General features: G+C 44.4%; 20 protein-coding genes and 3 pseudogenes. 7 read left to right on the plus strand and 16 right to left on the minus strand.

Translation table 11 applies throughout. The features are described from left to right. Positions 1 to 8 precede the first annotated feature (8 nt). From OCU36_RS16535 to OCU36_RS16560, 6 genes are read right to left on the minus strand one after another with little or no spacing between them, the layout of a single operon-like run. The gene (locus OCU36_RS16535; RefSeq protein WP_261840623.1) at positions 9 to 1688 is read right to left on the minus strand and encodes a BatD family protein; all 1680 of its coding nucleotides are present in this window, start codon (positions 1686 to 1688) and stop codon (positions 9 to 11) included. Between the two features lie 2 nt (positions 1689 to 1690). After that, positions 1691 to 3595 (minus strand): vWA domain-containing protein, encoded by a 1905-nt coding sequence (locus OCU36_RS16540; RefSeq protein ID WP_261840624.1) that lies wholly within the window; start codon positions 3593 to 3595, stop codon positions 1691 to 1693. Continuing rightward, complete coding sequence (locus tag OCU36_RS16545; protein ID WP_261840625.1) at positions 3588 to 4580, minus strand: vWA domain-containing protein; 993 nt, start codon at positions 4578 to 4580, stop codon at positions 3588 to 3590. The genes OCU36_RS16540 and OCU36_RS16545 overlap by 8 nt, the downstream gene beginning before the upstream one ends. Further along, the gene (locus OCU36_RS16550; RefSeq protein ID WP_261840626.1) at positions 4573 to 5070 is read right to left on the minus strand and encodes a DUF4381 domain-containing protein; all 498 of its coding nucleotides are present in this window, start codon (positions 5068 to 5070) and stop codon (positions 4573 to 4575) included. Before OCU36_RS16550 ends, OCU36_RS16545 begins: the two co-directional genes overlap by 8 nt. Further along, the gene (locus tag OCU36_RS16555) at positions 5067 to 5993 is read right to left on the minus strand and encodes a DUF58 domain-containing protein (RefSeq protein ID WP_261840627.1); all 927 of its coding nucleotides are present in this window, start codon (positions 5991 to 5993) and stop codon (positions 5067 to 5069) included. The genes OCU36_RS16550 and OCU36_RS16555 overlap by 4 nt, the downstream gene beginning before the upstream one ends. 10 nt (positions 5994 to 6003) lie before the next feature. Then, on the minus strand, positions 6004 to 6960 hold the full coding sequence (locus OCU36_RS16560; protein ID WP_261840628.1) for an AAA family ATPase: 957 nt from the start codon (positions 6958 to 6960) through the stop codon (positions 6004 to 6006). 315 nt (positions 6961 to 7275) lie between these two features. Between OCU36_RS16560 and OCU36_RS16565 the strand changes: the two genes are divergently transcribed. Together OCU36_RS16565 and OCU36_RS16570 are read left to right on the plus strand one after the other, a co-directional pair. Next, positions 7276 to 9195: a methyl-accepting chemotaxis protein gene (locus OCU36_RS16565; RefSeq protein WP_261840629.1), complete on the plus strand. Its 1920-nt coding sequence runs from the start codon at positions 7276 to 7278 to the stop codon at positions 9193 to 9195. Positions 9196 to 9403: 208 nt separating this feature from the next. Then, complete coding sequence (locus tag OCU36_RS16570) at positions 9404 to 9607, plus strand: restriction endonuclease subunit S (protein ID WP_261840630.1); 204 nt, start codon at positions 9404 to 9406, stop codon at positions 9605 to 9607. 281 nt (positions 9608 to 9888) lie between these two features. Here the strand turns inward: OCU36_RS16570 and malK are convergent, their stop codons facing one another. Beyond that, positions 9889 to 11001 carry a maltose/maltodextrin ABC transporter ATP-binding protein MalK gene (malK, locus tag OCU36_RS16575; protein WP_261840631.1) on the minus strand — a complete coding sequence of 371 codons (1113 nt, stop codon included), beginning with the start codon at positions 10999 to 11001 and terminating at the stop codon, positions 9889 to 9891. Positions 11002 to 11663: 662 nt separating this feature from the next. Here malK and malE point away from each other — a divergent pair. The 3 genes from malE (at position 11664) to malG (ending at position 15401) form a co-directional block, all read left to right on the plus strand. Beyond that, the gene (gene malE / locus OCU36_RS16580) at positions 11664 to 12848 is read left to right on the plus strand and encodes a maltose/maltodextrin ABC transporter substrate-binding protein MalE (protein ID WP_261840632.1); all 1185 of its coding nucleotides are present in this window, start codon (positions 11664 to 11666) and stop codon (positions 12846 to 12848) included. Positions 12849 to 12927: 79 nt separating this feature from the next. Continuing rightward, on the plus strand, positions 12928 to 14499 hold the full coding sequence (gene malF, locus OCU36_RS16585) for a maltose ABC transporter permease MalF (protein ID WP_261840633.1): 1572 nt from the start codon (positions 12928 to 12930) through the stop codon (positions 14497 to 14499). Positions 14500 to 14510: 11 nt separating this feature from the next. Then, entirely contained in the window at positions 14511 to 15401 is an 891-nt protein-coding gene (gene malG, locus OCU36_RS16590) for a maltose ABC transporter permease MalG (RefSeq protein WP_261840634.1), read from the plus strand. A 589-nt stretch (positions 15402 to 15990) separates the two neighbouring features. On the opposite strand, the gene OCU36_RS16595 is transcribed toward malG, so the two are convergent. The 3 genes from OCU36_RS16595 to OCU36_RS16605 form a co-directional block, all read right to left on the minus strand. Continuing rightward, a complete protein-coding gene (locus OCU36_RS16595; protein WP_261840635.1) occupies positions 15991 to 16236 on the minus strand; it encodes a hypothetical protein in 246 nt (81 codons plus the stop codon). Between the two features lie 256 nt (positions 16237 to 16492). Further along, positions 16493 to 16996: an acyl-CoA thioesterase gene (locus OCU36_RS16600; RefSeq protein ID WP_261840636.1), complete on the minus strand. Its 504-nt coding sequence runs from the start codon at positions 16994 to 16996 to the stop codon at positions 16493 to 16495. 325 nt (positions 16997 to 17321) lie between these two features. Beyond that, entirely contained in the window at positions 17322 to 18215 is an 894-nt protein-coding gene (locus OCU36_RS16605; protein WP_261840637.1) for a DMT family transporter, read from the minus strand. A gap of 98 nt (positions 18216 to 18313) precedes the next feature. On the opposite strand from OCU36_RS16605, the gene OCU36_RS16610 reads away from it, so the two are divergent. Continuing rightward, positions 18314 to 19102 carry an AraC family transcriptional regulator gene (locus OCU36_RS16610; protein ID WP_261840638.1) on the plus strand — a complete coding sequence of 263 codons (789 nt, stop codon included), beginning with the start codon at positions 18314 to 18316 and terminating at the stop codon, positions 19100 to 19102. A gap of 390 nt (positions 19103 to 19492) precedes the next feature. On the opposite strand, the gene OCU36_RS16615 is transcribed toward OCU36_RS16610, so the two are convergent. Beyond that, positions 19493 to 20038, minus strand: coding sequence for a porin family protein (locus OCU36_RS16615; protein ID WP_261840639.1), 546 nt, complete (start codon positions 20036 to 20038; stop codon positions 19493 to 19495). 396 nt (positions 20039 to 20434) lie between these two features. Here OCU36_RS16615 and aphA point away from each other — a divergent pair, with 396 nt between their 5' ends. Then, positions 20435 to 21130 (plus strand): acid phosphatase AphA, encoded by a 696-nt coding sequence (aphA, locus tag OCU36_RS16620; protein WP_261840640.1) that lies wholly within the window; start codon positions 20435 to 20437, stop codon positions 21128 to 21130. Positions 21131 to 21302: 172 nt separating this feature from the next. On the opposite strand, the gene OCU36_RS16625 is transcribed toward aphA, so the two are convergent. The 5 genes and pseudogenes from OCU36_RS16625 to OCU36_RS16640 all read right to left on the minus strand — a co-directional run bounded on the left by OCU36_RS16625 (position 21303) and on the right by OCU36_RS16640 (position 25154). Then, complete coding sequence (locus tag OCU36_RS16625; RefSeq protein ID WP_261840641.1) at positions 21303 to 21533, minus strand: hypothetical protein; 231 nt, start codon at positions 21531 to 21533, stop codon at positions 21303 to 21305. Between the two features lie 6 nt (positions 21534 to 21539). Further along, a pseudogene (locus OCU36_RS20170) lies at positions 21540 to 21641 on the minus strand (type II secretion system pilot lipoprotein GspS-beta); the annotation flags it as partial. Positions 21642 to 21656: 15 nt separating this feature from the next. After that, a pseudogene (locus tag OCU36_RS16630) lies at positions 21657 to 22474 on the minus strand (alanine racemase); the annotation flags it as partial. Then, a pseudogene (locus OCU36_RS16635) lies at positions 22471 to 23677 on the minus strand (DUF1611 domain-containing protein). The pseudogenes OCU36_RS16630 and OCU36_RS16635, both read right to left, overlap by 4 nt. Positions 23678 to 23927: 250 nt before the next feature. After that, complete coding sequence (locus tag OCU36_RS16640) at positions 23928 to 25154, minus strand: OFA family MFS transporter (protein WP_261840642.1); 1227 nt, start codon at positions 25152 to 25154, stop codon at positions 23928 to 23930. Positions 25155 to 25288: the final 134 nt, after the last annotated feature.

Genomic DNA, 25288 nt, shown 5'->3' on the forward strand with positions numbered 1-25288 from the left:
ACCTTTAACTAAAGCGCTTCTAGTGAGCTATTACGTCCTTTAGTGGCGACTCGTTTGGGCTTTTTTACGGTCTTAATTGCCAATTTAGGGTTCCATGGTTGAGTGGATGAACTTGCCTCTCCGTAGAGGTTCTGGGTTAGCTTCACGAGTTCAGTTTCGATAGTTGCTATCGACTCATCGCTTAGATCTGGATTTTCAGATTTCCACTGTTCAAACAAGGTGCGTGTCATTACTCCATCGTGTGCCTTAAGAGCGGCGGTCAGCGCTTCTTCAGTGTTGGAAGGGCGTTGAACTGGCTGAGTTGATTCCGTGGGTGCGCCACGGCGTGACCAGAAGTAGAAAGCCATTACTGCGCTGATTACCCACAAGACAGCAAACAGGGCGGTGAGATAAGGCCAAACGCCTGGATTATCTACCTTAATCACTCTTGGTGTGGCTTGTTGGGCAGGGGGCGGAGCGACAGGTGGAATGCTTGCTGCCACACGATCGCTAGCCTTTACGGTTAACTCTAGCCCCGGTGCTTTACTGGTTTGCTGTGATTGCGAATCGGTATTGAACCAAGCTTGAGAGACATCTGGAAGCGAGATGTTTCCTGCTTCTTTCGGGATCAATACCTGCTTGTAAACCACCACCGCATCGCCAGATTGTGTTGTACCAAATTGTGGTTTCTCTTCGTACACACGTACCGAGCTGGGGTAGGTGATGTTCAGTTTTGGTAATTGATGTTGGGCTAAGTTGCTAGCGGTCATGGTGATGGTTCGAGTTAGAGAATCACCCGCTTCCATTTCAATCTTGTGCTTGTCACCACCTAAAGTACTGCTATCTGTCAGCTCGTTGCCTTGGCTATCTGACCATTTCTGAATCAACTTGAAGTGAGAGGTGGGTAACCACTCACCTTGGTAGCCTTTTGGTACGGGTTTGACCGTTACGTTTAAGGTTTCTACCGGAGTGTCGAGCTGAAAAAGGCGCGTTGTACTTGAGTTGTTGGTTGAATAAACCACCGCCCCGGTTAACTTCGGACCTTGAAGCTTAAATTGCCCTGCGTGTTGTGACGAGATATGGAAAGACTGTTGAACAACCGTGACTTCTTGTCCATTGATCACATCTTGAAATTGCTTCGATTCGCCAATCGGATCTACGTCTAATTCTGTAGAGCTTGGTGGTGCAATTTGAGGGTCTTGCAGCCTTCTTGGATCCGCTTTAATGATGAGTTTTACATCAAGCTCTGCGACCTCTTGAGGGTACAGGGAGTCCTTACTCAGATTGAGCTCGAACTCTGCCATATCACTCTGCGTTGGAGCCGCTTTATCTACCGAAACGTTAATGATGATTGGCTGGGTTTTTGCGCCTTCAATATCGAGGCTAGGGATCGTCAACTGGCCTAATCGAAGTGGTGCAAGGGTAATGTTCCATTCGCTAGACACTGTGCGACTGCCGTTCACGATTCGTATCGACGAACCAAAGTTTGGTCTGCCGACATAAAAGTCCTTTTGCAGTGCTTTTAGGTTTAAAGCGTCAGATGAGACTTTTTCGTCGGTTGCGACTCGGAGTAGGAAGACTTCATCTTTGGTGACACTGTTTTGGGAAACACTTGCAACAGCCGTCGCGGCTAATACAGAATGTGATGAGAAAACACCGATCATCAGTGTCAGTAGCATCGATAAAAATGGCTTATTTAAAAATCGCATGGTTACCACTTTTTGTTTTGGTTGTTAGGGGCACTTTTTTGACGTGCTTGTAAAAACATTTGTGCTTTCAGCAGCTGGCTCGGATCACGGACACTTTCTACTTGTTCAAGTTTTCGCATATCAGAATCACTCGACATAGGCTGATCGGATGCCTGTGTTACAGCCTGCTGATCTTTCTTATGACTCTCTTCTTTAGTCGCCCGTTGTGCGTGAGCACTCTGAGGTTTTGAGTCATCTTTGTCATGTGATGGTCGACCGGCTTGGCTCGCTTTATTTTGCTGCGCAGTTTGCTTGGTGTTGTCTTCATTCGTCTTGGAGTCCGAGTGATTTTTAGACTGGCCTTGATCTGCGTTTTGCTCTTGGTTGCCGCTTGGGTTGTGTGACTTTCCGTTGTCGGCTGAATGTTGCTGTTGATCCTGCGAGTTCTGTGAAGAATCATCTTGCTGACCTTGCTGACCTTGCTGACCTTGCTGACCTTGCTGACCTTGCTGACCTTGCTGACCTTGCTGACCTTGCTGACCTTGCTGACTTTGTTTGTTTTGGTCTTTGGACTTAGAATCGTTTTGCTTTTGCTGCTTTTGAGCTTGCTCGACAATCTCTAAGTTCTTCTTCGCATAAGCATGGTCAGGGTTCGACTTTAGAATGCGTTTATATCCTTGTATCGCTTGGTCGTACTTTCCCTGTTTTGCCTGTGCATTGGCGAGGTTATAGCGGGCATCTTCGCTAGAAAGGCCTTGCAGTGTCTGCTCGGCGGCTTTGAAGTCACCGGCTTTGTATTGCGCAACCCCTTTCCATTCTTGTTGTTTAAACTGCTCGGCGGCTTGTTGAAAGTCCTTATCTTGATATAACTGATAACCTACTTGGTCATCGCTTTTCCAAGGGCTTGCAAACGCAGTATTGGGTTGGCTGAATGAGACAAGCACAGCGAGACCACACCAAATGATTCCTTTTCGGAATAACCCAAGTGCAGGCAGCAATAGGAAAGGCAATAGCCAATAACCGCTGTTCACTCTGGTATTGAGTGAGTTATGGGTTTTCGTCACTTCTGATGTCGTCGCAATCCGGTTTAGATAGCCCGCAATGTGCTCAACATCTGAATTATCAACTTGCACCTCACTGAACGTGCCGCCAGAGCGACGAGTCAGGTCGCGCATATTGTCTAGGTTGGTTTTTGCAACCACGGTTTGCCCTGAATCTGTCTGTAACATCGAACCGCTTGGTAGCGAGATCGGTGCGCCACTTTGGGTGCCGACAGCCAAGATTGATAGTGTCCAATGGCTATCTGAGAGCAGTGAGTCGATCGCTTTCTTTTCTTGATCATCGATGTCGTCGGCAATGAGTACTAGATCCCCTTGGTGGATATGAGCCCGAGTCATCATCTCAATCGCGAGTTTGACCGCTGATGGTGCATTACCGCCTTGGAATGGCATGATGTCTGGAGACAGATTAGGGACTTGATTCTTAATGGTATTGATGTCTGAGGTTAACGGGCTAATGGTGTAAGCATCACCGGCATATGCCACCATTCCTGTGAGGCCCTCTTTCCATAATGAAAGCAGATCCAGCGCCTTATATCGAGCCTGTGTTAAACGATTCGGTTTAATGTCTGTGGCATAAAGAGACATCGACATATCCATGATCACAACGCGCGCCTGTGTTTTTTCAAAACTGGGCTGTTCATTTTTTTCAAAGCTTGGGCCAGCCAATGCGATGACGCCTATTAGCCACCAAAGACCAAAATAAGTGCTTCGGTTTTGTGATGGTTTGCCCGATTCAGGGGCTAAGACACGGGCGATGTGTGGCGCGAATACCCCTTGCTTTGATTGTCTCTTACTGAGCCACCAAATCGCAGGCAGCACGGCGAGAGCGAGGAACCAATACGGGTAGATAAAAGTAAAGTTAGACATTGTTTCTCCTAATGGCTAACAGCATAAATGCGAAGAACATGGCCGCAGACAGTGGCCATACGAACCACTCTTGTTGTGGTCGCCATATTTTCGTCACGTTCGTCACGGGTTCTAGGTGGTTGATGGTGTCGTAAATCGTTGCTAGCTCTTTACTGTCTCGTGCTCGGAAGTATTGCCCACCAGTGCGTTTGGCGATTTCCATTAGCGTACGTTCATCCAAATCTTGAGCGGTATTGACCTTACGAGTCATGAAGAAGTCTTTAACCATCATTTCACCCGCACCGACACCCACGGTGTAAATTGTCGCATGGTATTTCTTTGCAATATCTGCCGCTTCTAGTGGATCTAATACGCCCGCAGTGTTACTGCCGTCGCTGAGTAAGATCATTACACGTTGAGGTGCGTCACTGTCGACGAAGGTTTTAGTCGCAAGGCCAATACCATCACCAATGGCGGTTTGATTACCAATCAGCTTCAGTACGGCTTGATTCAGTTGTTGTGAAAGCGTATCTCTGTCCAGTGTCAGCGGGGTCTGCAAGTAGGCGTGATCAGCAAACAGCACTAACCCAACTCGGTCGCCTTTGCGCTGCTCGATAAAATCACTCAAGACATGCTTTACTGCGGATAAGCGGTCGATGTATTCGCCATTGAACTGCATGTCTTCTTGACTCATGGAGTAGGAGAGGTCGACAACCAACATTAAATCACGGTGTTTCGGCTGGAACTCGACCGGATCGCCATACCAAACGGGACGTGCCATTGCTGTCACCAATAAAAGCCAGATAATGACCGATAACGCTTTGGGTAAGCGACTGCTCGGTGTTTTAGTCTGGCTGTCTTCGGGCAGAAACGGCAGTCTTAGGACATTGCTTGATTCTGATTTTGGCGACAACCAATAAACCAGGAGCGGTACTGGCGCAAGGAACAACATCCACCACCAAACAAATTCAATATTGAATAGTGCGTTGTTTAGAAAATCAATCATAACGACCTCGTTTTGGAGGAAGGGCTTTACGAAGCCAGGTTTCACAGTCGTTAACCAATTGCTGGTGAGCTTTTCTCTGTTCGTCGTTCATTGAGGTTGTATCTTGGTAGAGCGTTTGTTGCCATTGTGCTTGCTTGGTGGCAAATAACGGCTTCGCTAATTGTGAATCTAAGAACTTCAGCCAATCATCACCCGCTAAGCCTGCGACTTTTTCTCGTGGAAAATAGCTCAGAGCAGCCTGGCGAATAATGTCTTGTGCCTCACTTGGAGACGGACTGCTCTTTTGAGACCGGTTGTTTTTTTTAGGCTGAAAGTAGGCGAGGGCTTCGTTCTTCGCTTGTTGTTTTTTTTGTCTGCGTTTCACAATGAAAAACACTAAGGCGATCAGAGCAATGGCCGTGATAATGACAGCCCACCATCCCCACGCCAAAGGCCACCAAGTCGGGGCATCTGGCGCAATAACCGGACTTAAATCTAAGGGCTGTTTCATGACTGAGCTCCTGATATCTGGCTCATGAGTGACTGCGCACTCGACAGCGAGCTATAGGGTATCGCCAGAGACAATCCGACCTTTTCTAACTGCCGTTTTTTCAACAAAAATGCACGATTCAGTTTTTCCTTTTCTTTGCTTGAGGAGAAATTAAACCATTGAGTTTTGCTGCCATCGGTGACCTGTTTAGAACCTTTATAGGCGGTTTCACCTTGCTCCAACGGATCGTAGAAATGCACCAGACGTACTCTGTTGTGTCTGCGAATTTGACTGATAAGTGAGTAGTCACTTTCTTGGTAACGGACAAAATCACTGAGCATAATAATATCGCTTCCTTTAGGGCAAAGCTGGTGCAGAGATTTCAGCCCATGCTCTAAGGTCGTGTCGCTGTGAGTGTCGTGATTAGACAGTGCCGCATTATTGATTTCGATGATTTTTTGTAAAATCCGCAGTGGAGCATGGTTGCTCGCACTTGGCTTGATCTCAATGATCTCTTGGCCAGTATCAATCACCGCGCCAATTCGGTCTTTTTGAGCCACAGTGAGCCAGCACAGTTGGCTAGCAAAGTGAGCAAGTTGAACCGATTTCAGCAATAAGGTTGAGCCAAAAATCATACTGCTTGATAGATCCAAGAATAAAATGACAGGCTGCTCTCGTTCTTCAGAGAACAGCTTGGTATGTGCTTTGCCCGTTCTGGCCGTCACACGCCAATCTATGCTGCGGATATCGTCGCCCGCTTGATATTGACGAACTTCAGAGAAGTTCATCCCGCGACCTTTGTGGTTGCTCTCGTGTTGACCGTTAAGCTGCGACCAAAGACTTTTAGCGGGAGGTAACCAGCGAACAGACTGCGCTTTGTACTGCAGCAGCTCATCTAGATTCAACGTAACGCCGTCACTATGGTTGGGTAGTTGATTATTCATGCGCGTATCCCTATGCGCTGCCAACCAATGAAATAAGGTGTGCGATCACTTGGTTTGCGGTGACACCTTCAGCTTGTGCGTGGTAGCTGCGCAGTAAGCGGTGGCGTAACACAGGGAATGCCATCGCTTGAACGTCTTGTGGCGTAACATAATCTCGTCCTGCAAGCCAAGCATGAGCACGGGCACAACGGTCTAACGCAATAGTTGCACGCGGGCTGACACCCATGTCTAACCATTGATCAAGTTGGTCACTGTATTGCTTAGGTTGGCGAGTCGCCATAACCAGTCTGATGATGTACTGCTCAATGGTGTCTGCCATGTGAATTTTGAGCACTTCTTGTCGTGCTTCGAAGATCGTTTGTTGAGAAATAGGCTCGGGTTGAACAGGTTGGTTTCCTTGAGCCTCGCCTCGATTCAGGCGCAAGATCTCAAGTTCACTGTCTATATCGGGGTAAGCCACTTCTAAATGCAGCAGAAATCGGTCTAATTGAGCTTCTGGCAGCGGGTAGGTTCCCTCTTGTTCAATCGGGTTTTGCGTGGCCATCACCAAAAATAGATCTGGAAGAGCATACGTTTTTCGACCTGCAGTCACTTGCTTCTCAGCCATCGCTTCCAACATTGCCGCTTGAACTTTCGCCGGAGCACGGTTGATCTCATCCGCTAGAATGAGCGAATTGAAAATTGGCCCGGATTGAAAAGTGAATTCACCGGTTTCAGGGCGGAAGATGTCAGTACCGGTAAGGTCTGCTGGTAATAAGTCAGGGGTAAATTGAATACGGTTAAAGTCTCCTTCAACGCAGTCAGCCAAAGATTTAACGGCACGAGTTTTCGCTAATCCTGGAGGCCCTTCGACGAGGATATGACCATCTGCCAATAGGGCGATCATTAGCTGTTTAACGAGTTCTTGTTGGCCAATGATTTGAGATTCTAAATATTTTTGAAGGACTTCGAAGTTTGTTTTGTGCATTTTTGGACTCTCTGGGTATCCATTTAATTTCTATTTTGAGTATTGGTCACTGACTATGAGTAAAAAGTTCCAGTGTATCGGTGTAATTTATTTTTTCAAAAATGGAGTGATTTACAACTGGTTAGCTAAAAATACCACTGATTCATGTTGTTTCGCATCCCCATTGTATGGGCAAATTCTGACGAGAATATCCTCTAGTTTTATTGGTTGTGGCCGATACATCAATCAGGTTAGGCACCACATTTTGTCGGTGCATTAACAAAAGTCCTGTTTAAGGTCTACGAATCATGACTGATTTTTGGTAAAGGTCCACATATGCTTAAAAATAACTCTCTGAGTATTAAACAAAAAGTTGTACTCGGTATCACTTTCGCGGTACTTGCATCTACGATCGTTGTGGGTGCAATGGCTCAACAACAAGCAAGAGATGTATTGAGTCATCGATTGACCGATATTGAACTTCCAGGAATGCTGGAGCGAATTAATGGTGAAATTGATCGCGAAGTCTCTCAGTTATTGTTAGCCGCAGAGCAAATAGCTTCCAATGAGTTTATTTCTGACGCTATCGTGTCAACAGAACGTGATCCCGCCCAAGAGGCGAAGCTGATTAAACAATTGAACAACGTTGTCAATCAATACCAGTTGAATGATGCCTCGGTAGCGAATCGCCAAACGGCATACTACTGGAATCAAGATGGCTTTCTACGCCAGCTAAACCAACAACAAGATGGTTGGTTCTTTGGTTTTACACAATCGGGTCAGAAGACCATGGTCAGTATGTTTCAAGAGCCGGCTACGGGTGAAGTGAAAATGTTCGCTAACTACCAACAGCCTTCTGGCATAGCGATGTCTGGTTTATCTAAATCGATGGATGACATGGTTAAACTTCTGAACAGTTTCAAGATTGAGAAGACGGGTTTTGTCTTTTTGACGGATAGCCAAGGTGATGTACAAATTCACCGCGAACGTTCACACAGTGGCTCTTCACTTCAACAGCTGTACGGGCCTCAATCGAGTCAGTTATTGAACAAGTCTGGTTTCAATTTGATTACGAGTGAAAGCCAAGGGCAAGAGGTATTTGTCGCCAGCTTGTATGTATCATCAATGGACTGGTTTGTTATCGGCGTGGTACCCAAGGATGAGGTATTTGCTGAGCTCGACGCAACTGGGCAAAAGATGTTGATCATGACAGCAGTCGTGGCATTAGTCTTTATTCTAATGGGCATAGTGCTAGCAAACAGCATTACTCAACCAATCAAGCTCCTGGCTAAGCGGTTCCAAGCTCTTGGTGAAGGCGATGGCGATCTTGCACAGCGTATTGAAGTGAAAGGTAACGATGAAATTGCACAACTTTCTGCAGGCTTTAATGGCTTCATTGACAAAATTCATGAATCAATGAAAGAAGTGTTCTCGACCAGCCAAGCGCTTCAGGTCGCGGCAGAGAGCGTTTCGAATAAAGCGCATGTTACCCATAATAATAGTCAAGAACAACGTGATCAGACCCTTCAAGTTGTCGCAGCGATTAATGAAATGGGAATGACCATCAGCGAGATTGCATCAAATGCAGCAACAGCCGCAGAAACGGCCACTCAAGCTTCGGACAACACAGAAGTCGGGCGCACAGTGGTCAACAAAGCAAAGGATGCGATTAGTCGCTTGGCTCAAGATATTGAAAGTACGGGGCAAGTCGTAGAGCAGCTCGCATCAACCACACAAGACATCGGCTCCATTTTGGGTGTGATTCGTGATATTTCCGAGCAAACCAACTTGCTGGCATTGAACGCGGCAATTGAAGCTGCACGTGCTGGTGAGCAAGGGCGTGGCTTTGCCGTTGTAGCGGACGAAGTTCGTAACCTTGCTAGCCGCACAGCAGACTCAACAGAAGAAATTCAGAAGATGATTAACCAACTGCAAAGTGATGCAAAAGATGCTGTTGCGGCGATGAGTGCAGGACAAGTGATTACCCTTGAGGGGGTATCGGCATCGGATGAAGCCGTGGATGTGCTTGGTGGTATTTCCGGTCGTATTGTTGATATTTCTGACCGCAATACTCAAGTTGCCACCGCAACGGAAGAGCAATCAACGGTGGTTCACACCATCAATCAGAACATTGAAGAGATCAATGCAATCAACGAAGTGACCACTGGTACCGCTGAGCAACTTGCTGAAGCAAGTCAAGAGCTTAGAGAGCTGTCTTCACGTTTAGATAAGATGGTTGGTTCTTTTAAGCTTTAATTGCTTTAAGCCTTAATATGGCACGGGCTTGTGCGATAGACGAAGAGCTGGGTTCACTTAAACGTGAATCTGGCTCTTTTGCTTTCAAGCTTGTCGCATTTTAACTGACGTTCACTTGATCTGGTTTCAAGCTTTGTACTTAATCGTCCTAGCATCATAGGGCGTAAATGAGTAAAATCTCGTTAAGTTTAATATTTAGGTAAGTACCATGAGCGATTTTGAAAAAGAACTAGAGCAGATAACTCAAGAGATGGGGGATGAGCCAGAAGTCCAACTCCCATCAATTGAAGAGCAAAAAGCGATTGTTGCTGAATTAAAGCGACTAGAAGCCGAAGGAAAACTGACGCCGGACGTGTTAGAAAAGCATTTTGGCCAGTTCAACAAAACAAGTGATACGCCGCCAATCCACTAAGTTGGTTTAGACGGGTCTTTTGCCTGAAAAGAATGCGATTAGCGGTTGGGTTGATAGCCTGACTCATCGATAAAGGTCTAGCGGTTGTTAGGCCTTTTTTATTGCCGCTAGCATAATGATAACAATGGGTAGGAGGCGCCACTGTCGGTAGCCGTTACTGTCCGGACCTGCGGGTGAAGCTTTTCAATGACATCTGAAATTTAGTCTCGGAAGATGAAAAATCCCCCGTACTCAGTAAGAGGGATTCGATATGGACAAGTTATCTTAAAAAGGCTAAACGATTAGTCTGTGCCGTACTCTTTGTATAGGCGACGACATGCGCGACCATCACTGTGGAATAAGTGACAACGGTTCGCTGGAATACCAATCGCCAGTTTATCGCCGGGTTCAACCGTTAATGTGTCTGGTTGACGGTAGATAACGTCAGCATCGGCACTGTCAAGATTTAGATAAACCTGAGTTTCGTTACCGAGTTTTTCGACGATCATGACTTCCCCTTCAATCGTCGCATCACCGACTTCAGCAGGCATCAAGTGTTCAGGGCGCACTCCCATCGACATACGGTCACCCTCATTCACCGTAGTACCGTCAACAGGGATCCAGAAAGTCATGCCGTTTGAAAGTTGTACTAATACGCGTTCTGCTTCAGCCTTTTCAATGTGTACTGACATAAAGTTCATTTTCGGTGAGCCAATAAAACCCGCCACAAAACGGTTTTTCGGATAGTGGTATAGGTCAAGTGGCTTACCGACTTGAGATACGTACCCACCATCAAGAACAACGATTTTATCAGCCATTGTCATGGCTTCCACTTGGTCGTGAGTCACGTAAATCATGGTGCAACCAAGTTGACGCTGCAACTTAGTGATTTGCGAACGCATTTGAACACGCAGTGCCGCATCTAAGTTTGATAGTGGCTCATCAAGTAGGAATACGTTGGGTTGAGAAACCAGAGTACGACCAATCGCAACACGTTGACGTTGGCCACCAGATAACGCTTTAGGTTGACGTTCAAGAAGGTGTCCTAACTGAAGAATTTCAGCGGCATGTTCAACTCGTTTATCGATTTCCGCTTTATTTGCGTTTGCCAGCTTAAGACCAAAAGACATGTTGTCGTAAAGGTTAAGGTGAGGGTAAAGCGCATAAGACTGGAATACCATACCCACACCACGCTTGGATGGCTCAACATCATTCATGCGTTGGTCGCCAATGTACAAATCACCAGACGTAATGTCTTCTAGACCTGCGATACAGCGTAATAGCGTCGATTTACCACAACCTGATGGTCCAACGAATACTACGAATTCACCTTCGTCGATGTCTAAGGTTACGTCCTTAGAAATCTGTACATCACCATATGATTTATAAACGTTTTTTAACGTGACACTCGCCATCTAGCTTGTCCTCGATCGATCAAATTTTAAGTTTTACTGCTTATCATTATAAGGAGTTTTTTGGTCTAAGCAGTAACTGTAGGAATTAGTTATTATTGAGTGAGAAAGAAAAAGTGGGTGAGACTTAGATTCGATAACCAAGCCCACCCGTCATAGCCAAACTGGCGTCTATTGCCCCCACATCGAACGAAATCTCCCCCGTGACTCAATCACAGATTTCGCACGATGCGAATAGAACGACAGCGGGCAGTCAAGCCAACTTAATGAACAATGTGGTGACACATGACACTGGCTGGTAAAGGGTTCTTACTATCCACTCTTGGATGAATGCAGTTTCGGTGAAATCGCATGAGGGTACATCCTCCCAACGCAAAATTAACGAGGGGGAGTAGCAGGGGAGGAGTTGATAAACCGGGTTCTTGATTATCAGCGATCCAGTTCAAATAAATACACCCCATAACGGTGATATTGATCACGATGAGTATGTTTTTTGTGATTTCAGTCTCTAATCTGACGCGATGGCGATCACGATTTTAAGCCATAATAGCTAGGGCGTAGTGACTAGGATGATGAGTTAGGGGGGGTTTTCTCCGATCATACCCCTGAAAACTGGCTCGTCTTGGTTGATGTGCTCTACGTATAAATATAAAAAGGATATTGACATGAAAAATGCTCTAAGCGCTGTAGCTCTAGGTACATTAGTTGCTCTGGGTTCTTTTGCTGCAAATGCTGCTATCGAAGAAGGACAACTAACAATCTGGGTAGGTGGTGACAAAGCTTATGAAGGCATGGCAGAGGTAGGTAAACGTTTCGAAGAAGATACGGGTGTTAAAGTAACCGTTGCTTTCCCTGATAAACTAGAAGAGAAATTCTCTCAAGTTGCCGCAGCGGGCGATGGCCCTGACATGATTTTTTACGCGCACGACCGTTTTGGTGGCTTTGCAGAAGCGGGTCTTCTTGCAGAGATTAAACCTTCTAAAGAGACGAAAGAAGGTATCGTAGACTTTGCATGGGATGCTGTGTCTTACAAAGGTAAAATCATTGCTTACCCAGTAGCGGTTGAGTCAGTTTCTCTTATCTACAACAAAGCATTGGTTCCTAACCCTCCTAAATCTTGGGAAGAGATACCTGCGCTAAACGCGAAGCTTCAAAAAGACGGCAAAAAAGCGATCATGTGGCCTCTACGTGGCGGCGCTTACTTTACATGGCCTCTACTTGCAGCTGACGGCGGTTACGCATTCAAACAAACGGCTGAAGGTTACGATGTTAAAGATGCCGGTGTAGCGACAGATGGTGTTGAAAAGTCTCTAAGTTTCATCGAGAAAATGGTTCAAGATAAAGTTATTTCTGCTGACATGGATTACTCAGTTGCTGAGTCTGAATTCGTTGCGGGTAACGTAGCGATGACAATCAATGGCCCTTGGGGCTGGGCAAACATTGATAAATCGGGCATAGATTATGGTGTAACGACACTGCCTAAATTTAACGGCAAAGCATCTAAGCCTTTCGTTGGTGTCTGGGCTGGTGGTATCAGCACGGCTTCTCCAAACCGCGATCTAGCTGTTGAGTTCATGGAAAATTACCTACTCACCGACGAAGGTTTGAAAAGCCTGAACGACGATAAACCGCTAGGCGCTGTGGCACTCAACTCTTTCCAACATCAATTAGACAGCGATACTCGCATTGCCGCCACAATGGACAATGCGATGAATGGCGAAATCATGCCTAACATTCCTCAGTTCACCACATTTTGGTACAGCATGGAAGAAGCGATCGGTAACGTAGTTGACGGTCGCCAAACCGTTGATCAAGCGCTGAAAGGTGCTGAAGCTCGAATGACTAAGTAATAAGTAAGCTCAACCTTTAAGGAGGGGGCAACCTCTCCTTACTTTTCTATTTTTATCTATATCGTTAGCAGGTTCCTCTATGCAGTCAATTCAAGGTTCAGATGCGATTCCAGCACCTTCAAGCCTCCCAGGCAATAAAAGCGTCTTCATCAAATGGGGGGTGCTTGGTAGCGTTGGCTTGATTAATGGCTACGCTACAATCTTAATGTATTCTCGCGGTGAGCTCGCATTCGCGCTGCTTACTGTAATCTTAACGGCTCTGGCTCTTTATGTTTTTGGAAGTAAAAAAACTTACGCCCACCGTTATATATACCCAGGTATTGCCGGAATGATCTTGTTCATTCTTTTTCCTTTGGCATACACCGTAGGGCTTGCATTTACTAACTACAGTGCGAAAAACCAGTTGTCTTTAGAGCGTACTCAAACCGTTCTGTTAGATCGCACTTTCCAAAGTGGCGATAGTTACCCATTTACTCTGTACAAGACCGATAACGGTCATCAGATCGTCGTTAAAGATGGCGACCAACTATTAGCGACGGATGTATTTTCTCTTGAAGACATGACCGAGAAAGATATGTATCTATCGGTGATTGCGTCTACACAAGGCAAAAAAGAGCAGATCAAAACGATCATTCAAAATAGAGCGGCGATCAGCGGTGTCGATTTCCATCTGCCAAACGGCGATGACATCCGCATGAGTGGCTTGCGTAAATTTGCTGCCGTGACACCGCTTTATACCCTTCAGAACGATGGTGAAACGCTATACAACAATGAATCTGGCGAAACCTTGAAGCCCAACATGGAAGTGGGTTTCTATCAACCCGTTGATGATAATGGCGAGTTTACGGGTAACACTATCTCTCCAGGTTTTGTTGTAGGAATCGGAACGGCTAACTTTGAACGTGTTTGGAAAGATGACGGCATTAAAGAACCGTTTATCAGTATCTTTATATGGACGGTTGTATTCTCGATTTGTACGGTAGCGTTCACACTGGCGATCGGCTTGATTCTGGCGAACATTGTACAGTGGGAAGAGCTGAAAGGGCGCGCAGTGTACCGTGTTCTGCTGATTCTGCCTTACGCCGTACCAGCGTTTATTTCGATTCTGATCTTTAAAGGCCTATTTAACCAGAGCTTTGGTGAGATCAACATGGTACTTGAGAGTATCTTTGGTTTAAGCCCTAACTGGTTCTCAGACCCTATCTTGGCGAAAACCATGGTGTTGATTGTTAACACATGGCTAGGTTTTCCTTACATGATGATTCTGTGTATGGGTCTACTCAAAGCGATACCTGAAGATTTGTATGAAGCATCAGCGATTGATGGTGCAAACTTCATTGATAACTTCAAGCGCATTACGTTCCCATTGATGATTAAACCGCTCACTCCGTTATTGATTGCTGCGTTTGCTTTTAACTTTAACAACTTTGTCATGATTCAACTATTGACCAACGGCGGCCCGAACATGATTGGTACTTCTGAGCCAGCGGGTTACACAGACTTGCTTGTTAGCTACACGTACCGAATCGCCTTTGAAGGCGGCGGCGGTCAAGACTTCGGTCTAGCAAGTGCTATCGCAACGCTTATCTTCCTATTAGTGGGTGCACTAGCGTTACTCAACCTTCGTTTCACTAAACTGTCTCAAGATTAAGGAGCACGACAATGGCTATGGTACAAGGTAAAGGCCTAAAATACCGAGTGTGGGCAACGCATGCAGTGTTGTGGTGCTTCTTGGCAATGATTATCTTCCCACTACTGATGATCATCGCGATCTCGTTCCGTGAAGGTAACTTCGCAACGGGTAGCTTGATTCCGGATAATCCATCTTTGGAACACTGGAAATTAGCTCTGGGCATGTCAGTGACGAACGCAGATGGCTCAGTTACTCCGCCTCCATTCCCAGTGCTGACTTGGTTGTGGAACTCCATTAAAGTCGCGGGTATTACCTCTATTTTGATTGTGGCACTGTCTACAACATCGGCTTACGCATTTGCTCGTATGCGTTTCAAAGGGAAAGAAACGATTCTGAAAGCGATGATGATTTTCCAAATGTTCCCAGCAGTACTGGCTTTAGTTGCTATTTACGCGCTGTTTGACAAACTTGGCCAATACATTCCGTTCTTAGGCTTGAACACCCACGGTGGTTTGATTTTCTCTTACCTAGGTGGTATCGCACTGCATGTATGGACGATTAAGGGTTACTTTGAAACGATTGATAATTCTCTGGAAGAAGCCGCGGCACTGGATGGTGCAACGCCTTGGCAAGCATTCAGACTGGTTCTACTGCCGCTGTCTGTGCCAATCCTAGCGGTTGTATTTATTCTCTCTTTCATTGGTGTTGTTGGTGAGGTGCCAGTTGCTTCAATCCTATTATCGGATGTGAATTCATACACGCTTGCAGTAGGGATGCAGCAGTACCTATACCCTCAGAACTACTTATGGGGTGACTTTGCGGCAGCGGCTGTACTTTCCGCTCTTCCAATCACTATCGTGTTCTTACTTGCTCAACGTTGGTTAGTTGGTGGATTGACGGCAGGTGGTGTAAAAGGATAAGCTGTACTTTATAAGAAAGAAAAAGAGCGACCTTTAGGTCGCTCTATATTGGCATTTTTATTACATCATTTGGTTTGGCCGCCGATCAGTAATAAAAATAACCCTCAGGTTACGCATAGCTGGCTACTAATCAGGTTCCTTACGCTATTAATGATTAGTGGTTTTTGTAACTCTAACCCAAGTATTTACTTGGGTTTTTTTATGCCTGCTACTTTTTTTGGTCTCCACTCAAACGGTCAGAGGCCGTTCTAAAGCTTCGAGTCATCTCTCTCTTGAATCTCTTGCGTCTCGTTTCTTCTACTTGAAGTTATGAACGAGTCTCACAAATCAGACCCTAGTATAAGAATCTATTGCTCTATTGATATGTTGCGAATAATCCAATGCGTGATACTTCAATGATTTACATGCAACAAATGCAGAAGTTACAGAGAAAATGTAGATAGAAACGTGAGGGTGCTGTGAATCTTAAAGTGTTATAACTCAGGCTTATTGAATAAAGTTAAGGCAATCGCGATAGCAAATGGTCAACACTCAACGCCGAGGTCTATTCGGGTCGATAGCTAAGGACTGTGAATGGCAAGTGGGGACATTAAAACTCTTTGTTAGAGGGGGCACAACCCAAGTGTTGTAACAACACATAGATGCTTTCTTGATCGAGCGCGACACGGCGAAAGAGATCCGCAAACATCGGGTCACCGCCAAAACACGTTTGAATATAGTGGTTGATTTCATTGCTGTCGTAACCTTCGACGTACAAAGTTCTAACCCATTGGTACTCAACAGCCTTTAAATTGTTCAGTGTAGATTCGCTAAGAGTGGGGCGTGTGACGCTCAAGAGTAGCTCCAGAAAATTGAATACATCCATTATGATTGGCGGTATTTAACCAGAGCAAAATGACGACTGTATGACAGTCAATTGAAACAGGTGAATAAGCCCTGATTCATTTCAATCTTGAGTTAAGTATTAAGAGCAGTACACGACATTGAGTGTGTCGTGGTTCTGTTTATGCGAATCAATATCAGATAAACCAATGCCAAGCACGGGCTTGGCATTGTCATCAGGTTTTATCGGGTAGAGTTGCTGGTGGCCCTTACTTAAGGTACTTCACATGAGCTTCCATCTCTTCACCGATCTGTTTTCGCATGTTCATTAGACGAATAGCCGAATCTCTTAATTCGATGTCTTCTGGTGTGTTTGGCTTCCATTCTGGCACTTTAGTCGGGTTACCGTTCTCATCGACTGCGACCATAATAACGATACAGTGAGTCGTTAAGCGGTTGTTGAGCTCTTTAGGATCGCTCGCTTGCACATCAATCGCGATATGCATGGAAGATGACCCGGTATAGATGACCTTGGCACTGACCTCAACAAGGTTGCCAACATGGATCGGTGCAACGAATCGAATACCGCCAGCGTAAGCCGTAATACAATATTTGCCACTCCACCCAGCAGAACAAGCATAAGCCGCTAAATCGATCCATTTCATCACCGCACCACCATGAACTTTACCACCGAAGTTCACATCTCCAGGTTCAGCGAGAAAACGCAGAGTCACGTCTCGTTTGCCTTTTCGTGGGTTATCGTTACTGCTCATCTATCTTCCTTTATTATCGTGCTAAATAACATACCGGTTACTTGCTAGTAACAATATACATGAGATGAGAGAATTTAAAGTGGGTAATCTCACGCTTGAGACTAATTTTTCAAACGGGGTGACCCACCCATGAGTATTGATGGCTGCAGGTACCGGAGGTGATAGATAAACGCAAGTCGGCTATTTTAAGAGTAAGTGGAGAAGGGCAATAATAAAAAAACACCTAGCGTGATGCTAGGTGTTCCTGTGCAGGTAGATACCTCATACTGCGGCTTTTCTCATATGAGTACTTTTATGTACGCTAACCAACCGTTGCCCGTTTGATCTAGCTTTGCTGAGGCAAAGGTAATTTAAGCCTTGGTTTTCTTTTTATTTGCGCAAGAATGACCCCTGAAATTACCATCACACCGCCAATAATATGGAATTGGTTAACGGTTTCACCGAGCCAAGTCGCTGCCAGTACAATCGCAATAACAGGCATCAAGTTCATGAACATGGCACTTGAATCAGCCCCGATAGTATCGATGGCTTTCACCCACATCCAAGGTGCTAATATTGAGGCGGCAACTGCTGCGTAAGCGATCAAAGGAATCGCTTGTTGTGAAGGCATGAGTTGATCGCTGGTTAGCCAAAGTGGCGTCAGCATTGCAACCGCAAATATTCCTTGCATGTAAATCACCACCCAGTTACTGATGGGCATTTTCCAGCGTTTCAACAATACACAGTATGAAGCGTAAACCAAGGCCGCTATTAACATATAGCCGTCACCCTGTGTGAGCTGTTGGTGGAGGAAGAATAAAGGGTCGCCTTTGCCTAGCATTAGCGCTAATCCTGATAGAGACAAAATACCCCCCACAATGCTCAAACTCGAAATGGATTTGTGTAATAAAGGAACGCTGAGAAAAACACTGATTAATGGCACCAATGAAGTGATCAGCGCCATGTTAGAAGCCGTCGTGGTCAAGCCTGCGTAATAGCCTAAAGATTGATTTAAGACCATACCTAGAAAGGCAAGGAAAGCCAATTTAGATAAGTTAGGTTTAATCACTGACCATTGCTTGATAACCGATTTAATACAGAACGGCGTGAGAATTAACATCGCAATGAACCAGCGATAAAAACTCATCGCGCTTGGTTCAATAGTGCTCGCGGCCAGTTTATTGACGATAGCATTTGCACCCCAAATACAGACAGTAAAAAATGGTAAAAGATAGTGCATGTGAATTCCGTCGAAAATAAGTTGATGCAGCTAGTTTGACAGGTCGTTATACTTACAGATATCTTTAAAAAGACATCAGACGCGACAGGAAGACAAGTTTGAAAAAACATTCAAGAAACCTTCATCCATCCTTATCAATCGAAAAAGCACCATCGAATGTATTTATGAATTTCGAAGCTTTCTTATCGAACACGGAAACTCGGGTGCATAGCCACCCTTGGGGACAAGTACAGTTGATCAGTGGTGGGATCCTTGAAATGGAAGCAGAAGGCACACGTTTTTTAGCGCCTCCGCATTTAGCGATTTGGGTACCTGCGGGGGTCATGCACTGCAGCTACAACCGTAAACCTTTAGAGTACTGCTCCCTGAACATTGCTCATGAGTTGACTCACCATCTGCCTGAAAAAACCAGCTTAATAAAGATCACACCTATTGTCTCTTCGATTATTGATGACTGTCGCCAACGTGGTATTAGTGTTGCTCAAAGTGAAAAAGATCAGAGGCTCGTTCAGGTCTTACTCGATCAATTAGCTGAGCGACAAGTCGAGCACCATTTTTTACCTTCCACTGATAATAAGTACCTTGCTCCGATTCTGGCGGCTATAGAAGAAAATCCGACCGAAGAGATTTCACTCAAAGACTGGGCTGATAAGGTGCATGCGACCGAACGCACTTTATCGCGTCATTGCCAAAGTGAGTTGGGGATGAGTTTTACTGAATGGCGATTGCGAGTACGATATTTATATTCAATGGATCTTTTAAGAAACGGGCAGTCCGTTAAAGAAGTGGCACTTACATTAGGGTATAACCAAGCAAGCCCCTTTATTAGCATGTTCAAAAAATACGCAGGTTTGACACCAGAACAATATAAAAATCGTTTATTGTAAGGAGGTTGGGGTAGAAGCTTATTCGAGGTCGAAACAAAGTCATATATGCGCTTTTAAATACTGCGAGACACCTTTAAAACGACACCATGTTCCAGTGTTAACTTGCTTGCTTGGTTGCGATATTTAAGGGCATGAATGTATATTGACATATTTCGTTAGTCAGCGTCGGCTTAATATACTGAGGCGTTTGCGAGTCGCTCAAAACAATCAGATCGCGCTTTTATCTGGGAGGAGTGATATTAGCCATTAAGGCTGAGGTTCAATGATGCTCGAATGACGTCGGTAAAATCAGTATTAAGAACAAAAGAACAAGATGCTCATACATGAAGCCTCTTGTTCTTATGCGCTTAAGAACGGATTTCGGGGCGATAAAGCGGCCATATCCTAAAATCAAAAATTATAGCGCACTCCCAACGTGACGCCTTTAATTACCACATCTGCAATATCAAATTCAGCTGTTCGATATCTATAACCCACTGAAAAGTCGAAATTATCAAACATGTAGCCCACTTCTAAACCGGCTTGATATGAAAACGTCGAATCTGAAGCTGATTGGCCAGAAACCGTTGTTTCACCATTCATAGAACCCACGCCGAGGATAAGCGCACTGTATAAATTGTTACCTTCATCAATAAATTTGGGACGAGCATTAATGTAAAAGGCATCCCCTTGAACTCTTGCATTGTTATTAGTAAATTCAGCGTTACCAAAACGTTGGTATTCGAGCTCTAAACCAAAATCGACACTAGGGTGTATCGGTAAGTTATATCCAATAAATACGCCTCCACCTAAGTCATTGTTTTCATCAATCGAAGCTGAACCTGAACCTAATTTTGTATTGTTAACTAGAAAAACATTACCACCGGCGTAAAATTGATCTCGATCTGCAGCGGAAACACTTGCACTTAAGAGTGCTAATACAACAAGCTTTTTCACGTTAAAATCTCTTCTGTAGGAATAAATGAAGTATTCTGTGCTTAGTTGGCACTAATTTCAATTCGCTAGAACAAATTAGGGATTATTATTTTTATTTCAGCCTATTACTGAGTTTTTTGTCAAAAATATACTGGCTTCACTGGAGCATTTAATTGATCTTTTAACGACGATGACTGTTTCAGTCTCTGACCAAACTTATGAATCCGATTTTGCAGCAGAAAATAGCTTGTAATAGTGAGTCTGGCAACGTATTCGCTGTTTAAAAGGGCTAACTTTAGAATGAAATCATAGTAGGAATGGTGAAAACTAATCTTGTGTCGAATGAATACGCTCCCAAGAGGCGTAAGATCTGGCAAAACAAACGTTTAAGCGTCCCCACTCTCACTAGGATTAAAAATGAAAATGAAAACGACTATCACAATAGCACTTACTGCCCTTTTTTCGGTATCAGCATTCGCATCGACTCATGCTACGATGGACATGCACAGCCTTTCGAATCAGGTATCAACGCAGTACCCTGATATAGCTTGGACGACGGTTGATAAAATTGCATCAGAGCTTCCTGAACAGCCGATTGTTGTTGGCTTAGATATTGATGACACTATGTTATTCTCAAGCCCGGTTTTCTATTACGGTAAACAAAAATACTCTCCAGACTCGTTTGATTACTTAAAAAACCAAGATTTTTGGAATGAAGCTTCTACTGGCCTTGATCGTTTTTCTATTCCCAAAAAGTCGGCGGTTGAATTGGTCACAATGCACTTAAAACATGGTGATACCGTTTACTTCATTACTGGTCGAACGGCTCCTCAGGGTCAAGAGACTTTAACCACCACTCTGCGAAACATTTTTCCTAAACAATACAAAGAGCAAATTAAGCCTGTCGTTTTTGCCGGTTCTTTAGACAAAGTTCAACAACTCAAAATGGCTAAAATTTCTCAATACTATGGTGATTCAGATAAAGACATCACCAGTTCTCGTGAGGCGGGTGTAAAAGCTATTCGCTTCCTACGAGGCGCACAGACAACGTATACACCGTTGCCTCATGCTGGTAAGTATGGTGAAGAAGTTCTTATTAACTCAAATTACTAAAATTACCGTTACTCGATCTGAACAATAACGTTATGTTTTAGCTGGCGCAGTGTGACTCATTGCGCTCGCTATCGATAACTCTTGTTGCCATCGTCTGAATAATTGGTGCAAATACGACGAACCTGTTCAATCTATAGATGATCTTGAACAGGTTTGTATATACAGGCGTAACTTAAACGTTGGAATGTGCTTTTTTCTTCTTTGATTTGAAGGCTTTCATTGAGATTTTTAAAACGAGTTGTTCTTGTTTCGCTGAAATAAGCTGCTTGGTTAAAGCTTTGTGGTGTAGGTCCGTGATAAAGCTCTTTTCCCAAGGGGTAAGGCGGTCATACTTAAATAAAATAATGTCATTAAGTACATTGAATAACTCGTATTGGTTTTTATCCATGCGATTGTTTAGCATTCAGTTTGAGCATCTATGATCGGCAAGCCCATTGGATTTTATCGGGTTTATCTGACAATCATTAAGCATGACACTGACGAAGATGATGACTGCTGTTCGTAGCGCTATGCCTCCCTTCTTCCTCTCTTTTTCACCAAAAGCATTTAACCCACGATTCCCCAAGGCAATGTTGGCTTAATATTGGATTCAATCACTTCAGCGGTCAAAGAAACGGCGTCCGTATACAGCCCTTCAATCTGGTCGTGTTCTAAGGGTTCACAGCCTAAAAAAATGGCTTCTCCTAGACGAAGGTTATTGACTCGAGTTTGGCCGGTTCTCTGAAGAGCCCAGTTAACTGAAGCAGAGTTTCCTCCGGAGATAATCTCAAGGTTAATCCCAAATGTTGCTTCAATTCCATCGGCAAGATCAGAAAGAATTGTCATATTTTGTTCATCCGGAGCGACACCATACCGACAGGCTAAATTCGTACCAATGCCTTTTATCGCGATATTAGGTAAACAAATGATCGCCCGAATAAAATCAATCACGTTATTCGGCATCACGCCTTCTCTGAGATCGCCAAGCTCAACCATAATAATAATATCGTGACAACAATTCTGTTGTTGGGCGACATGTGAAAGTCTTTGAATCACTTCAATTTCCGAATTTACACTCATATCACTGTATTTTATTACATTCTCCACTTGGCTTAGCATGGGGGTACGTATCAGCATTTTTGGGATAGAAAGACCAGATTCAGTCATATTTTGAAGATTTTCGATTCTTGAATCGGCTAACATAATGGCGCTAGCATCAATGAGAACTTGTGCGATAATCGGGTGAGAGAGAAAGACTTTTGTTACAGGCGTAACAGAGATATTTTTCCGTGATAGCTGAGTCATTAAAAACTGAGCGTTATGATGAATTTTTCCACAGTCGATGTCTAACCTAGGGTAGTTCACCTTTTTTCGGCCAGTTTGCTTGCTATCGTAGGGAAGGCTGATGTTACGATGTTCAGTAGATGTTCGACAGGCTGAGATAATGCATCAGTAACAGGTAGGCCAAACTTGGTCGTGTAATGGTCTATCTCACAGCGTGTTTCATCCAAAGACATCCCTTCATGATTCAGTGTAAGTCCAATAACATCGGTATTAGAAAACATTTCGATAAGATTGATTTCTGAGGCAATCGAAGGCATTGGGCAATCAGGAAAATCAGTACGGTATAAACGTTTAGGGGCATGTTGCAAAATCACACCCGTTGGACAGCTGCCACGTAAGATAAAAGCGCTGGTTGAAAACGCAGGGTGACTCAAGGCTCCTTGCCCTTCAATAATGATCAGGTCCGGATCTTCTTTTTCATAGGCTTGTACAATGACAGATTCCAACTCGCCAGCGCAAAACTGTGAAGGGACAGCATCGAGTGCAACGCAGTATTGTGCGCCTTGTATAATCCCCGTTTGACCGGTGGCAATCAGAACAACGTTAAGGCCTTTTTTAGTCAGTTCATTCACTAAAATGGTCGCGGTTGTTCGTTTTCCTAGCGCACAATCCGTTCCCATTACCGCAATTCTTGGACATTGTACGCTGTGTATTTTCCCGCTAAATGTTTTCAGATCGGCTTTATTTTTAGGTTTGCGAGTATCGAATATTCGAACATTATTTTTTAAGCTCGCTTCTAAAAATAGAGGGTCATCAGTGAGAAATTCATGCAAGCCATATACAATGTTCATCCCTAGAGACATGGCATTGAGAATGATGTTTTTATCTAAGTCTGATAACAAACCACTTGATGGTGCCATACCAAAAATGAAGTAATCGGGAATGCTTTCTGCGTGAATGATGGCTTCTTCAGCATTGGCCAGGATAGGAATTCCATTGGCTTCATTATCCAGTAGTTCTCCAGCATCTAAGCCGGCAGATTCACTATCAATAACCGATAGAATACGATAGCGTAACGAGTGTCTTACTAGGCCATTAGCGGTTTTACCATCGATTTTACCGAAATTGCCTTCGCAATAGATAATCGCTGAAGGGGTAACGGGTTTTACTTTTCTGAGCCAGTGGTAACCAAGGTGCGAAATGGGGGACGTTGTTGTTGCTTTCTAGCTGTTCAATTTTAGTGAGTTTGAATATGTTTCTTAATTTTTCGCTTGAAATGGACATAATTAAAGCCTGCAGTAAGGCTTAGGAGGGCGACTAAGGAGTGCCGAGGTGATAGTACGGAAAAGAAAAGAAGTCCCTACTAAGCGGTAGGGATAAAAACCAAGGTAACACACTTACCAGACTTTTGTTGGTTATTATTAATACGTTTTCTGAGTCCATCACTTTCAGGTTTACCTAAACCTTAATTGCCTGACTCCGACCATTTTCGAAGTCAGGCATGATGAAAAGTTCAGTGTAAAAATGCCCCGATTTATGAGGTCACTTCATTCTTCCACAGCCTTACCGCGAGTGACTGGTTTGGTTTTTTGATAATTAACGAAAGTGCAATGGACACTAAAATCAACGTTAGCATAACGTGAAAGGTTGCTAAAAAACCGCCAAAGAGAGACGCAATGACAGAACCTGCAAAGCTGCCAATACCAAACCCTAAATAGATGATACCGTAATTCTTCGCTACATTTTCTAGGCCAAAGAAATCACTAATGAGAGAAGGGTAGACCGTTATAGTCCCGCCAAAGCTAAATGCGATACAAGCTAATGATAGATAGAAGGTATGCAGTGTGGGAGTGATAAAGATCAAGGTGCTAACACCAGCAAGACAGATAACTAATGCGATGGTGATGACGTACATTCGTGTGATTTTGTCGGACAGTACACCTAGCACGATACGTCCTCCTAGATTTGCAACCGCAATGACAGAAACGGCGGTGGCAGCAATCCCAGCCGACAGATGAACGTAATTTTCACCGATATCCTTCGCAATACCAATCGCGTATAACCCAGACATACATACGGTGGTGAATATTAGAGCCAGCATGTAGAACTGAGGTTTGCTCATTGCTTGTTTTAGAGTAAAACTATCGCTCGTTTCCGTGAGTTTATGAACCGAGGTAGATCGGTCTTGTTTGGGTGCTTCAACGACCAGTAAGCCTCCAATCAAAACCAATGCCATGGCAATCACACCCCAAACATCAAACGCATTCTCAAGCCCAAAGTGCGTTAATGAATACATATTGATGTATTTGAACCCTAAGCTGCCAAGGCCATAAGCACCAATGGCACAAGCGGAAGCGATCCCTTTGTTATTAGGAAAGAACTTGATGCAGTTAGTGAGTGCAAGTAGGTAGCCAGTACCGTCGGCAAACCCGACCAAGAAACCAGCGCATAAATACAATGCGGTTAGACTTGATGCTACTGACGTGAGATAGAGGCTTGAGCCGAGTAATAGTCCGGAGAATATAAGCACTTTTTTGATACCAAACCGTTCTTGAAGCTTACCTGAAATGGAAGACGCTACCGCCAACGCAAGACTCAATAGGCCAAATGCAAAGGCAACTTGTTTGACGGGTTGGTCGAGTTTATCTGCTAGATGAGCGTTGAATAAGCTCCAGGTATAAACGGATCCAAGTGCAAATTCAATGAGTACGGTGCCAATTAGGGTGAACCATTTGTCACGTGGTCGAATAGGGTTGCTCATAGTGGAACGCCTTTAAATGAATACTAAATAAGTTAAGTTGGCTCTAACTTATTCAACTATCATTTAGGCTTCAAGCGGCAGAAAAGGAAAAAAAATCAACGGTAGTGACAGTGGAATGAACGGCAAAAATAGGG

The organism is Vibrio artabrorum, assembly GCF_024347295.1.
In the GTDB taxonomy this organism is placed as follows: domain Bacteria; phylum Pseudomonadota; class Gammaproteobacteria; order Enterobacterales; family Vibrionaceae; genus Vibrio; species Vibrio artabrorum.

Excerpts from the sequence above, each read along its gene's own strand:
- OCU36_RS16560 (WP_261840628.1), bottom strand. The coding sequence starts at position 6,960 with ATGCACAAAACAAACTTCGAAGTCCTTCAAAAATATTTAGAATCTCAA.
- OCU36_RS16545 (WP_261840625.1), bottom strand. The coding sequence starts at position 4,580 with ATGATTGATTTTCTAAACAACGCACTATTCAATATTGAATTTGTTTGG.
- OCU36_RS16555 (WP_261840627.1), bottom strand. The coding sequence starts at position 5,993 with ATGAATAATCAACTACCCAACCATAGTGACGGCGTTACGTTGAATCTA.
- OCU36_RS16535 (WP_261840623.1), bottom strand. The coding sequence starts at position 1,688 with ATGCGATTTTTAAATAAGCCATTTTTATCGATGCTACTGACACTGATG.
- OCU36_RS16550 (WP_261840626.1), bottom strand. The coding sequence starts at position 5,070 with ATGAAACAGCCCTTAGATTTAAGTCCGGTTATTGCGCCAGATGCCCCG.
- malF (WP_261840633.1), top strand. The coding sequence starts at position 12,928 with ATGCAGTCAATTCAAGGTTCAGATGCGATTCCAGCACCTTCAAGCCTC.
- OCU36_RS16605 (WP_261840637.1), bottom strand. The coding sequence starts at position 18,215 with ATGCACTATCTTTTACCATTTTTTACTGTCTGTATTTGGGGTGCAAAT.
- OCU36_RS16600 (WP_261840636.1), bottom strand. The coding sequence starts at position 16,996 with ATGAGCAGTAACGATAACCCACGAAAAGGCAAACGAGACGTGACTCTG.
- OCU36_RS16540 (WP_261840624.1), bottom strand. The coding sequence starts at position 3,595 with ATGTCTAACTTTACTTTTATCTACCCGTATTGGTTCCTCGCTCTCGCC.
- OCU36_RS16570 (WP_261840630.1), top strand. The coding sequence starts at position 9,404 with ATGAGCGATTTTGAAAAAGAACTAGAGCAGATAACTCAAGAGATGGGG.
- malG (WP_261840634.1), top strand. The coding sequence starts at position 14,511 with ATGGCTATGGTACAAGGTAAAGGCCTAAAATACCGAGTGTGGGCAACG.
- aphA (WP_261840640.1), top strand. The coding sequence starts at position 20,435 with ATGAAAATGAAAACGACTATCACAATAGCACTTACTGCCCTTTTTTCG.
- OCU36_RS16625 (WP_261840641.1), bottom strand. The coding sequence starts at position 21,533 with ATGCTAAACAATCGCATGGATAAAAACCAATACGAGTTATTCAATGTA.
- malK (WP_261840631.1), bottom strand. The coding sequence starts at position 11,001 with ATGGCGAGTGTCACGTTAAAAAACGTTTATAAATCATATGGTGATGTA.
- OCU36_RS16640 (WP_261840642.1), bottom strand. The coding sequence starts at position 25,154 with ATGAGCAACCCTATTCGACCACGTGACAAATGGTTCACCCTAATTGGC.
- malE (WP_261840632.1), top strand. The coding sequence starts at position 11,664 with ATGAAAAATGCTCTAAGCGCTGTAGCTCTAGGTACATTAGTTGCTCTG.
- OCU36_RS16565 (WP_261840629.1), top strand. The coding sequence starts at position 7,276 with ATGCTTAAAAATAACTCTCTGAGTATTAAACAAAAAGTTGTACTCGGT.